At 53.5% G+C, this 12,146-nt stretch carries 8 protein-coding genes; 5 read left to right on the forward strand and 3 right to left on the reverse strand.

Annotated elements, in window-relative coordinates:
• Nucleotides 1-126 precede the first annotated feature (126 nt).
• Nucleotides 127-1,173 (reverse strand): LCP family protein, encoded by a 1,047-nt coding sequence (locus NST84_RS02835; protein WP_342564155.1) that lies wholly within the window; start codon nt 1,171-1,173, stop codon nt 127-129.
• A gap of 126 nt (nt 1,174-1,299) precedes the next feature.
• Here NST84_RS02835 and bcp point away from each other — a divergent pair, with 126 nt between their 5' ends.
• Both bcp and NST84_RS02845 read left to right on the forward strand, forming a co-directional pair.
• Complete coding sequence (gene bcp, locus NST84_RS02840; RefSeq protein WP_342564156.1) at nt 1,300-1,767, forward strand: thioredoxin-dependent thiol peroxidase; 468 nt, start codon at nt 1,300-1,302, stop codon at nt 1,765-1,767.
• A 122-nt stretch (nt 1,768-1,889) separates the two neighbouring features.
• Nucleotides 1,890-6,170, forward strand: a complete 4,281-nt coding sequence (locus NST84_RS02845; RefSeq protein ID WP_342564157.1) for an acyl-CoA dehydratase activase-related protein — start codon at nt 1,890-1,892, stop codon at nt 6,168-6,170.
• Between the two features lie 377 nt (nt 6,171-6,547).
• Here NST84_RS02845 and NST84_RS02850 read toward each other — a convergent pair whose 3' ends face one another.
• A complete protein-coding gene (locus tag NST84_RS02850) occupies nt 6,548-7,219 on the reverse strand; it encodes a DinB family protein (RefSeq protein ID WP_342564158.1) in 672 nt (223 codons plus the stop codon).
• Between the two features lie 318 nt (nt 7,220-7,537).
• Between NST84_RS02850 and NST84_RS02855 the strand changes: the two genes are divergently transcribed.
• Together NST84_RS02855 and NST84_RS02860 are read left to right on the forward strand one after the other, a co-directional pair.
• The gene (locus tag NST84_RS02855) at nt 7,538-7,987 is read left to right on the forward strand and encodes a MarR family transcriptional regulator (protein ID WP_342564159.1); all 450 of its coding nucleotides are present in this window, start codon (nt 7,538-7,540) and stop codon (nt 7,985-7,987) included.
• A 2-nt stretch (nt 7,988-7,989) separates the two neighbouring features.
• A complete protein-coding gene (locus tag NST84_RS02860; protein ID WP_342564160.1) occupies nt 7,990-9,522 on the forward strand; it encodes a DHA2 family efflux MFS transporter permease subunit in 1,533 nt (510 codons plus the stop codon).
• A gap of 70 nt (nt 9,523-9,592) precedes the next feature.
• Here NST84_RS02860 and NST84_RS02865 read toward each other — a convergent pair whose 3' ends face one another.
• Nucleotides 9,593-10,552, reverse strand: a complete 960-nt coding sequence (locus NST84_RS02865) for a YafY family protein (protein ID WP_342564161.1) — start codon at nt 10,550-10,552, stop codon at nt 9,593-9,595.
• Between the two features lie 157 nt (nt 10,553-10,709).
• Here NST84_RS02865 and NST84_RS02870 point away from each other — a divergent pair, with 157 nt between their 5' ends.
• Nucleotides 10,710-11,981: an MFS transporter gene (locus tag NST84_RS02870; RefSeq protein WP_342564162.1), complete on the forward strand. Its 1,272-nt coding sequence runs from the start codon at nt 10,710-10,712 to the stop codon at nt 11,979-11,981.
• The last annotated feature ends 165 nt before the right edge of the window (nt 11,982-12,146 follow it).

Here is a 12,146-nt window from a genome sequence, read left to right on the forward strand (position 1 = left end):
CCGCAAAGTACCTGATTCAGCATCGATAAAAAGGCTCCACTTTGTGGGGGTGTCTTATGTACGTCATAGGAACGGGCGAACAACGTGAGATGCCGTTGTCCGCCCGTCCGTTGAGCGAGTGGTAATTTATTCTGCCGCTGCGGAAGGACTGCTCTCCGGGGAAGCTTCCGGTGTGGCCGTTGGCTCCGGTTCGGCCATTGCATCCTGCACGAACTGCTGCAGCTCCTCTTCACTCTTGAAGCCGATGACTGAAGCGCCGCCGCTGGTTCTTTCCTCGGTCAGCAGGTCCATAGGCGGTATCTGCTCGCTGCCGCCCATGGAGCTGTCATAACCGACGGTGCCCAGCTTCCACATATCATTCATGTCCAGGTTCGTGTCGATGAAAGGTGTAACCTGAGACAGGATGGATGGCAGCTTGATAATGGAGGTGGTGCTGATCACCTTATCGGCTACAGCCTTCAGGAAGCCGCGCTGGCGTTCTGTCCGGGTGAAGTCGGAGGTTGCGTCATGACGGAAGCGCACATATTGCAGCGCCATGCTGCCGTCGAGATGCTGGAAGCCTTTTTTAAGATCGATGTCATATTCAGGCCCGTCGGCAATAGTCTTGTAGACCATGTCCTTCTCAACCTCATAATCAACACCGCCGACCGCATCTACCAGCGCTATGAAGCCCTGGAAGTCTGTATATACATAATACTGAACCGGGATGCCCAGCAAGTCGCTTACGGTCTGCATTGCTACCTCGGGACCATGTGTGATTGCAGTGTTAATGCGCTCCTTGCCATAGCCGGGAATGTCCACGTACGTATCACGGAGAATGGAAAAGACAAAGAACTTCTTCTTAACCGGATCAAGAGAGGCAACCAGCATTGTATCGGAGCGCGGAACTTCGCCTTTCTTCACGCCGCGTGCATCGACACCCATGAGCAGGATGTTGACGGGCTCGGTACCTTCCCATTCAGGGACCTGTACAGCTTCGGCTGACGGTGTGGGAACTCCTGCAAAAGGTGAATCCTCTCCGGTCTTATGCAGATTGTCCAGCTGGTTGTAGATACTGGTGAAGTAATAAGTGGCGCCGCCGACAATCAGGAGAAGTATAATGGCCAGAGTCCAGATCAGTGCTTTCTTGTTTGATTTGCCGGTTTTTGCGTGCCGGTTCTTTCTTGGAGGCATTTCGTTCTTCCTTTCGCATTCACATTCTCTACATTATAATTTCTTTTAGGAATACAAGCAATTTCGGAATATTTCCCCAAAATATTTAGAACGATACGAAAGTAACAGATTAGGAGTGGTATACATATGACGAAACCAATCGAAATCGGGCAAAAAGTCCCGGACTTTACGCTTCCGGCATCCACGGGCGGAGAGATCAGCTTAAGCGATTACCGCGGGCGTAAAGTCCTGCTTTATTTTTATCCGAAAAATATGACGCCTGCCTGCACCCAGGAGGCCTGTGAATTCCGTGACGCCCATGATGAGATATCCGCCCGCGGAGCGGTCCTGCTGGGGATCAGTCCGGACAGCCTGGCATCCCATGGCAAGTTCACAGACAAGAACGGCCTGCCGTTTCCGCTATTGTCTGATGAAGAGCATCGGGTAAGCGAAATGTTTGGGGTGTGGCAGCTCAAAAAGCTGTACGGCAAAGAGTTTATGGGAATCGTACGCTCCACTTTTCTGATTGATGAAGAAGGAAAACTGGCGGCAGAGTGGCGTAAAGTCCGCGTAAAGGGCCATGTTGAAAAGACTTTGGAAGAGCTGGCGAAATAATTAAGTATGCTGGTAATGATTTGAAATTGTCTGTAACATTTCTAACAGCCTTTATAAGGCGCTCTCATGATATAGTTGCCTCATATTACTTCAAATTTGGAGCAAGGCAAGGGGATGGCATGATGATGCGTATAGGGCTGGATGTCGGATCTACTACGGCCAAATTAGTTGTTATGGAGCGTAATACCATTGTTTATCAGGATTATGTGAGACATTTCAGTGATATAAAAAAAGCCGCGCTTTCCCTTCTGTCCGATGTCCGGGACATGTTCCCGGACAGGAAGGCGGCACTCGCTGTAAGCGGTTCCTCGGGCATGTCCTTATCCAAGCTGGGCGGCATTCCCTTTGTCCAGGAGGTTATTGCCTGCACCAAAGCGATCAGCGAGCTGATCCCGCAGTGCGATACGGCAATTGAACTTGGCGGGGAAGATGCCAAGATTATTTATTTGAACGGCGGGATCGAACAGCGGATGAATACCGCCTGTGCAGGCGGTACAGGGGCATTCATCGACCAGATGGCTGCGCTGCTGCAGACTGACCCTGCCGGCCTGAACCTGCTCGCCGGGAAGCATGAGCGGATCTATCCGATTGCGTCCCGCTGCGGGGTGTTTGCCAAAAGCGATGTGCAGCCGCTGCTTAATGAAGGGGCGCGGCGTGAGGATATCGCCGCTTCGATCTTCCAAAGCATCGTGAACCAGACGATAAGCGGTCTGGCCTGCGGGCGTCCGATCCGCGGCCGGGTGGCTTTTTTGGGCGGTCCGCTTACCTTCCTTCCTGTACTGCGTGAGCTGTTTGCGAAGACGCTCGGCCTTAAGGAAGGAGAGGTGCTGTTTCCGGAGCGCTCCCAGTATTTCGTCGCGATCGGCTCGGCGCTTTCACAGGCAGAGCCGCTTGTGCTGCCGCTGAATGACTGGATTTCCCGGATTGCCGCAGTTGATTTCAAGGCGGACCGGGCCGAGGATGCCGATCTTCCGCCTTTGTTCGAGACGGATGCCGATCTGGCGGAGTTTAGGCAGCGCCACGGCAAGGCTGCAGTTAAACGGGCCGATCTGGCCGATTACAGCGGCCCTTGCTATCTGGGGATTGATGCCGGATCAACGACGACGAAGCTCGTCATTACCGGCGCTGACGATCAGATTCTGTACACCTCTTACGGAAGCAACAAAGGCAATCCGCTGCAGTCGGTCAGCGATGCCCTGCAGGAAATCTACCGGCTGCTCCCGGAGGCTAGTTATATTGCTGGTTCTTACGCCACCGGTTACGGCGAAGGCCTGATCAAGGCTGCACTGCGCACAGACGGCGGGGAAGTAGAGACGGTAGCGCATTACAAGGCAGCGTCCAAGTTTATGCCGGAGGTCGACTTTATTCTTGATATCGGCGGCCAGGATATGAAGTGCATCAAGATCCGCGGCGGCGCAATCGACAGCCTGATGCTGAATGAAGCCTGCTCGGCAGGCTGCGGCTCTTTCCTGGAGAGCTTTGCTTCCGCTCTGGAGCTGGGCATCGCCGAATTTGCCGAGGCTGCGCTGGAATCCAGCAAGCCGGTCAACCTTGGCTCACGCTGCACCGTATTCATGAATTCCAAGGTGAAGCAGGTACAGAAGGAAGGGGCTTCGCTGGCAGACCTTTCCGCCGGGCTGGCCTACTCTGTTATTAAGAATGCCCTGCAAAAGGTAATAAAAATCCGCAACGCCGAGGACCTGGGCCGTAATATTATCGTGCAGGGCGGCACCTTCTATAATGAAGCCGTGCTGCGGGCGTTCGAGCTGCTGACCGGCAGAACGGTGGTCCGGCCGGACATTGCCGGCGTGATGGGTGCTTACGGCTGCGCCCTGCTGGCCAAAGAACAGGCTGTTCCCGGAGAAGTGAGCACGCTGCTCGGTCCAGCCGAGCTGGACGCCTTCACCTACGAGGTTTCTCCGGGCCGCTGCAGACTCTGCGCCAACAACTGCGCGCTGACGATCAGCCGCTTCCCGGACAAGAGCTTCCATGTGACCGGCAACCGCTGCGAGCGCGGGGCCGGGGGCAAGAAAGCCAAGAATACACTGCCTAATCTGATGCAGTATAAATATGAGCGCTTCTTTGATTATGAAGGACTGCCTGAAGAACAGGCGGAGCGCGGAGTCGTCGGCATCCCGCGGACCATGAATATGTTCGAGAACTATCCGTTCTGGCATACCTTTTTTACCAAGCTGCGTTACCGCACGGTGCTTTCCCAAAAATCCAGCAAAAAGCTTTATGAAAGCGGGATGGATACCATCCCGTCCGAATCGATCTGCTATCCGGCCAAGATGGCTCACGGGCATGTACAGAGTCTGGTCGGCCAAGGCGTGGACTTTATCTTTTATCCGGCGGTTGTCTACGAGAAGAAAGAGGATGACGCGGCGACGAATCATTTCAACTGTCCGGTGGTTGCCTCCTATCCCGAGGTCATCCGTAACAATATGGACAGCCTGAAGGAAAAGGGGGTTCCGCTCGTCAGCCCCTTCCTGACCTTTGACGATATTTCTGCCCTGATCAAAGGACTGACGAAGACCTTTACCGGTATTCCGCGTGAAGAGATTGCAGCAGCCGTACAAGCGGGGCTGGCCGAAGCGGAGAACGCCAAAAGGGATGTGCGCACCAAAGGTGAGGAGACCCTGGTCTTCCTCAGCGAGACGGGCACCAAAGGCATTCTCCTGTGCGGGCATCCGTATCACGCTGATCCGGAGATTAACCATGGCATCGCCGATATGATCACCGGTATGGGGCTCGCTGTGCTGACTGAGGATTCGGTCTGCCATCTGGACCGCAGCGAAGGTGACGTGGCGGTGGTTAATCAATGGACCTATCATGCCCGGATGTACCGCGCCGCCCGGCTGGCCTCGGCCCGGACCGATCTTGAGCTGGTCCAGCTGACCTCCTTTGGCTGCGGTATCGATGCGATCACCTGCGATGCCGTGCAGGAGATTATGGAGCGGCACAACAAGGTGTATACGCTGATCAAGATTGATGAGATCAGCAACCTGGGGGCAGCCCGCATCCGGCTCCGTTCGCTGCTGGCGGCGATGCGCGAACGTGAGAAGAGCGAAGTACAGCCGCAGCTGCTGTACAAAACCCAGGCCAATATTACCTTCACCAAAGAAATGAAGGATACGTATACCATTTTGTCGCCGCAAATGTCACCCGTGCACTTCGAACTGTTTGAACGGGTCTTCCGCGATGCCGGATACCGGCTCAAGATCCTGGAGACTACCGGGCCGCAGCAGACAGAGGAAGGGCTCAGGTTTGTTAACAATGATGCCTGTTACCCGGCAATCGTGACCATCGGGCAGATCCTGTCAGCGCTTAAAGGCGGAGACTATGACCTGAACCGTACGGCGGTTATCATGTCACAGACAGGCGGCGGCTGCCGGGCAACGAATTATATCTCGCTGCTGCGCAAGGCGCTGAAGGACTCGGGGCTGGGCCATATTCCGGTCATCTCGCTGAATGCCTCGGGGATGGAGAACCAGCCGGGGTTCAAGATCAGCCTCAAGCTGGCTAACCGGCTGGTTGCTGCAGCCTGTTACGGCGATCTGATGATGCGGCTGCTGCACCGGTTCCGCCCGTATGAGCAGATTCCGGGCAGCGCCGAATCGCTTTACCGCAAAGGCATGGAACGCTGCAAGAGCAGCCTGTCGACCTTCTCCTTCCGGGACTACAAGCGGCTGGTCCGGGAGATCGTCGCTGAGTTCAGCCGCCTGCCGGTGCATGATTACGAGAAGCCGAAGGTGGGCATTGTCGGTGAGATTCTGATCAAGTTCCATCCGGACGCCAACAACCGGATCATTGATATGATTGAAGCGGAGGGCGGCGAAGCGGTAATGCCGGACTTTCTGGACTTTATTTTCTACTGCATCTACAATCCGATTTACAAGGCGGAGCAGTTCGGCAAAAGCAAAAAGCTGGGCTACATTAACCCGATGCTGATTTCTTATCTGGAGATTTACCGCAGACCGGTAAAAGTGGCGCTCGAGGAAGCGGGCCTGGCGAAAAGCCGCGAGAATATTTACGGGCTGGCCGAAAAGGCAAGCCGGCTTGTCTCAGTCGGCAACCAGATGGGTGAAGGCTGGTTCCTGACCGCAGAGATGATGGATCTGCTGGATAACGGGGTGAACAATATCGTCTGCATTCAGCCGTTTGCCTGCCTGCCGAATCATATTACCGGCCGCGGCACCATCAAGGGGCTGAAGGAGCTGTATCCGGGGGCTAATATTGCAGCGATTGATTATGATGCCGGCGTCAGCGTAGTGAACCAGGCCAACCGGATAAAGCTGATGATGTCCATAGCAAGCGAGCTGGTCAGCAGCAGAAAGACTAAGCAGACATCCAGCCGTGTGAGCAAGCCGGTTAAGCTGGAGACGTTTAGCGGAAGCGTTTAGCCTGCTTGCTTCGAGGAGCTGGGCTCTGCACAAACGTTTAGTTGGATTTGTGCTACTTATATTTATAATTTTTTAATGGTTCATTAATTTAGTTGGATAATCGCTGCTTAATTTGGGCAAAAAACCTCTATTAGAGTGAAAAGCATAGATTTAAGTAGCCTTTTTCCACCTAAGTGATCTCATTTGTACTTTTTTTAAAGAATTAGTTAGCTTTTTTCCACTTGGATTTATGAGCCGGGCTCATAGCAGAAGGTATAAGGGTATTGGGATGCCTGCAGATTAGGAAACCTAGAGGCAGGCGGATGACGGATTCAGGATACGTGTACAAAAAGCGGAGCAGGAAAGATTTCCTGCCTCGCTTTTTTTCTTACCGGCAGCTACCGGGAAACCGGCTGCTTCTGCAACTTCTGCTTTACCTGCATCGTCTTATTCAGATGCAGGAAGTTGTGTCTTGTGGCCGGCATCAGGATAAGACCGGCTGCGGTTTTGCCGCCCCAGTAATCAAGCAGCCACTGCTCGGAAGCTTTGACCGCTCCCTGATCACTAACCTGTCTGAGCCGCGATACAGTTACTTTAGCTTTTAGCTCTGCGGCGCTTAGCCCGGAAATAATGGAGCGGGTCCGCCCGGCAACAGCCAGCCTATAGACCCTTAATGCCTCGAAAGACAGAGCTGCACTAAGCTCAGCCATCTCTGCCTCATCCATCCCATTGCCCGAATGTATAAACCGCGTATGCAGTTTCTCCGCATGCCCTTCGCTGTGCAGCACTTGTTCCCGGCCCGAGACCAGAATATTCATCGTAATGTCTTCGATCCGCGCTGCGTGCCAGAGATGCCAGGCGATGGAGTTCCTGCTGCCTGATGTTTGTACCGGATAAGCGCGGAAAGTCTGCACTGTGAGGCCGCACACAATATTATCCTCATAAGTCGGTTGTCCGGAAGCCTCTGCTTCCGAGGCATACAGCCAGCGGTGCTGATCCAGAAACAAGGCTACAGCCTCAGAGTGCTGATCAGCCCGGGTGAGCATTTCCGTCAGTGCCTTGTGATTCACGTTCCACAATTTCCGCTGCTCAAGATTCAACCTCTCCACCATCTTTCCGCAAAGTTCCTTTCTTCTTGAATTATAAATAAAATCCAGAGCTGGTTTGTTTTTAGAAGTGTCTGCTCTGCGTCAGAAGCTCATACTAAGTAGAAAACCGCTCAGGAGTCAGAGTGAAGATAGCGGTGTATAAGAGAATAAGGTGTAAATGAAAGTAAGACGTTGTATTAACTTTCAGAAATTTTCAGCAAAGCATTGACGAAAAAATACGTAAATAGTAAAATAGTTCGTATACGAAGTATTAACGATGAACGAATAAGCGGGGTGATCATGTTGGAGGAAAAAGAGCAGCAGCTGGATGATATTCTGTCTTCATTCCGCTGCATCACCCATAATTACCAGCAGCTGCTGTGGAAGGATGCGGAAGAGCTCAACGTTACGTCCACGCAGCTGATGGTGCTGCGCAAGCTGGCTATGCATCCGGATATCGGCATTACTGAGCTGGCCGATCTGCTGCATTTGGGCAATAGCGCTGCAAGCGGAGTAGTGGACCGGATGGTTAAGGCGGGCCTGCTTACCCGGCAGCGCTCTGAAACTGACAGACGGATTGTACAGCTGACGGTGACGGAGAAGGGGCTGGACATCAGGGAGCGCAGCAAGCAGTCGATCAGAAAGCATCTGCAGCCTCTGGAGAACATTCCTGCTGAGGACGTCAAAGAACTGCTGCGGCTGCATGGTGAAATCATTAAAATATTAGTCCAAGGGAGAGAAAACAAATAACTATGAGTACAATAAATGCTAATGCTGCGGGCGGAGCCAAGGCGATCCGCAGAGGGCCGATTATCGCCGCGCTGCTGATCGGTGCATTTGTCGCGCTGCTGAATCAGACGCTGATGAACGTGGCCCTGCCCAAAATGATGGAGGATCTGAATATTGTGGCCAATACGGCGCAATGGCTGACAACCGGATTTATGCTGGTGAACGGGGTATTGATCCCGATCAGTGCCTATCTGGTGGAGAAGTTTACCACCCGCCAGCTGTTTATTACGTCAATGATCTTATTTTCTATAGGTACGCTGATTTGTGCGGTTGGCACAGGATTTGAAATGATTATGGTCGGCCGTGTCGTTCAGGCGGTCGGCGCCGGTATTTTGATGCCGCTGATGAACATCGTGTTCCTGCGCATCTTCCCGATTGAAGAGCGCGGTAAAGCGATGGGTCTGATGGCAGTCGCAATGATCTTTGCCCCGGCGGTTGGACCGACCCTGTCCGGCTGGGTTGTACAGAACTATTCGTGGCGTGTGCTGTTCTATATCGTACTGCCGCTAGCCATTTTCTCCACCCTGCTGGGGATGAAGGCGATGCAGAATGTCGGGCAGCTGACTTCTCCCAAGCTTGATAAAATAGGGATTGTCCTGTCGACGCTCGGTTTTGGCGGACTGCTGTACGGCTTCAGTGATGCCGGAACAGACGGCTGGAACAGTGCGACCGTTATTACCTGCCTGATCTTAGGGGCGCTTTCCCTGGTGCTGTTCGTATGGCGTGAGCTTACAACAGATACACCGCTGCTGGAGTTCCGGATTTTCCGTTACAACATGTACTCGCTGACTACTGTAATTAACATTATCGTTACAATGGCAATGTACGCCGGTATGATTCTGCTGCCGATTTACCTGCAGACAATCCGCGGCTTTACGCCGATGGAGTCCGGTCTGATGCTGCTGCCGGGTGCGATTCTGATGGGGATTATGTCTCCGATCACCGGTATTATTTTTGATAAAATCGGGGCAAGATGGCTGGCCGTTATCGGACTTCTGATTACAACAATTACAACCTGGGAATTCAGCCAGATTTCTGACACTACAACATATACTCATCTGATTCTGACCTATACTGCCCGGATGTTCGGGATGTCGATGCTGATGATGCCGATTGTAACGGCTGGACTTAATCAGCTGCCGCAGCGTCTCAGCTCGCACGGAACAGCAATGTCAAACACCCTGCGTACAGTAGGCGGAGCACTTGGGATGGCTCTCTTTGTCAGCCTGATGACCAACCGTACCAAGAGCAATATCACCGATGCTGTAACAAGCGGAGCTGTGTCGCAGACCGATAAGGCAGCGATGCTCAAGCTTACGCAGGAAGCGACGATCAACGGGATTACGCATGCATTTGCGGTTGCAACATGGGTAACAGCGGTGGCTCTGGTGCTGGCCTTGTTCATCAAGAAGACCTCGCCGCAGGCAGATTTCATCAAGACAGATGTAGCTGAATCTGCAGCATCCCATAGCGTTAAAACTCAACCTGTAAAGTAAATGTAAAAAAAGGGACAACTCCCGCTGCCGCTATGGCCGCCGGGGTTGTCTCTTTTTATGGTTTGTAGGGTTAATTTAGGTTGCCGGGCTGTGCAGGGGCGTTATAGACTGCGGCAATGCCGGCGGCGATTTCGCCCACCCTGCGGCGGATGTGCTCCGGCTCCAGCACTTCAGCATAAGTTCCAAAGCCGAGGAGAAAGCCATACAGCCAATTGTCTTCCGGGTAATATACAGTCACTGTATAGCCGCCATTTTCGTCTGGATGAAGCTGGCTGCAGTCAAAATAGTCCTCGGCAAGATGTCTGCCTGCAGCAGAGAACCGCAGCACAACAGGCGTTGTGCCTGACGGATCGCACCAGCCGCTGCCCCAGGGCAGCTCCTGTACAGGAATGTCCTGCCGGACATAGCGGCGCTCCTCTTTGGCCAGCGACTTCATACGCAGCAGCTTGAACAGCCTGAAATCGCCGCGCTCTGCACAGAAGCCGTACAAGTACCACGACTGGCCTTTTAAGACAAGCGTATAAGGTTCTACCGAGCGCCTGCTTGCTGCACCGCTGGCAGCCACATATTCGAAGGAGACGGCGGCGGATTCCTCCAGCGCTTCCTTGAGCAGCGCGAGCCGTTCCTCCAGCGGACCCTGCATTCCCCAAGGGGAGAAATCGACAACGAGCTGGGCGGTTTTGCTGCGGAAGGCGGCGGACTGGGAGGGCGGAATGACGCTGCTGATCTTTTCCATGAGCAGTGTATGTTCATTCCCGCCATATGAGGAGACGCTCTGCAGCGCAGTAAAAATATCAGCGAGCTCATGCTGGGTCAGCAGATTACGGTCAAGCCGGTAGCCCTCCATTAATCCGATACCCCCGCCTGCCCCCTGGTAGGTTACGACCGGTATTCCTGCACCGTTAATACTTTCAATATCCCGGTAAATGGTGCGTACGGAGACCTCGAACATATCAGCCAGCTCTTTGGCCTGGATCAGAGGGCGGTTCATCAGGAGAATCACAATGGAGAGCAGACGGTCTATTTTCACGGCGGGGCACCTTCTTTATTAAGATAAATTTCGCATAGCGGTCAACAATCATTCTATAATTTGGGCGGAGGAAAGAAAAGAAGGCATTGTCATAACTCTTTAATTCGACTAATATCTAATTAGATATTATATTAATTAGAATAGCGGGGTTATTGCGATGATTAGAGGGACTGCCGGTGCTGGCGTGCTGCAGCGCAAAGGATACTCCAGACTGTTTGCTGCCGGGCTGGTCAACGGAATCGGTGACCGCTTCAGCAGTGTGGCTATGCTGGCGCTCGTCCTGCAGCTGACAGGCTCGGGAATGGCTGTAGGGATTACTTTGGGAGTCAGGGTGCTCCCCTATTTGTTCATGGCGCCTCTGGGAGGGATGCTGGCAACCAGACTGCCGCGCAAAGCGATCATGATTGCCGTCGATTTGCTGCGTGTACAGGTCGCGCTGTCCTTTCTGCTGGTGGACGGGGAAGAACGGCTGTGGCTACTGTATGCCGGCAGTTTTATTATGGCTGCGGGGGAGGCGGTCTACAGTCCAGTGCGCAAGTCCGCGATCCCGCTGCTTGCTGATGCCTCAGCGCTGCTAAAAATAAACAGTCTGGAGCAGCTGATGAACGGTAGTGTGCTGATAATCGGCGCCTTCATCGGCGGTGTTGTGTCACTCTGGTTTGGCCCGGACATGGCTTTTGTAATGAATGCGTTGTCCTTTCTGACAGCAGCTGTGCTGCTGTGGGGGATTTCTTTTCCGCAGCCTGAGTCGGGGAACAGTTCAGAACGGAGGCGGCCTGAAAAAGGCGATGAGTCTGCTGCAAAAGAACAGTCTGAAGGAGGACGGCTGCAGACGCTCAAATATGTGGCCCGGGGCAGCCTGGTGCTGCAGATTGTAATTGCCTATGAACTTCTGGTGCCGGTGATAAACGGGTGGGACAATGTGCTGATCAGTGTGTATGCGGTGCAGGAATTTCATGCCGGAGATATCGGGGTGGGGGCTTTTTACGCGGCGCTTGGGATCGGGCTGAGCCTCAGCTTTTTTGCCGGAAGACTGCTGAAGAAACGGCTGCTTGCAGTTGCGCTCACCGGGCTGCTGCTGGAAGGAATACTGCTGATGGCCATCAGTAACAGCGGGAGCTTTGTGCAGGCGTTTTTCTTGTATATCCTGCTGTCTCTGGCGGGCGGTATCGGCAATGCCTGCCTGGATACGCTGGTTATGCGCGGGACGCCGGTCCGGCTGCAGCCGGTTATCTTCGGCATGCTGTCTGCGGTCAGCGGCACCCTGCTGGGTCTGTCCATGCTCACGGCAGGCTGGATGCTGGATTATGTGGAGCCGAGAACGCTCGGTTTTGCCGGGGGAGCCGGATTCGCGAGTATTGCGCTGTTGCTGGGCGGTTATGCTGCATTGCGCGGGAAGATGGGCAAAAGGGCCTCTGAATTAGGCTAATGCGGCGAATTGGCTGGAATGAGAGGAAAAAGGCCTCTGAATTTGGCTCATAGGGCGAATTGGCTGAAATGAGAGGCAAAAAGGCTTCTGAATTAGGCTGATGCGGTGAATTGGCTGAAATGAGAGGCAAAAATGCCTCTGAATTAGGCTCATGCGGTGAAATGG

The sequence above is a fragment of the Paenibacillus sp. FSL R7-0345 genome (assembly GCF_038595055.1).
Lineage (GTDB): Bacteria > Bacillota > Bacilli > Paenibacillales > Paenibacillaceae > Paenibacillus_AQ.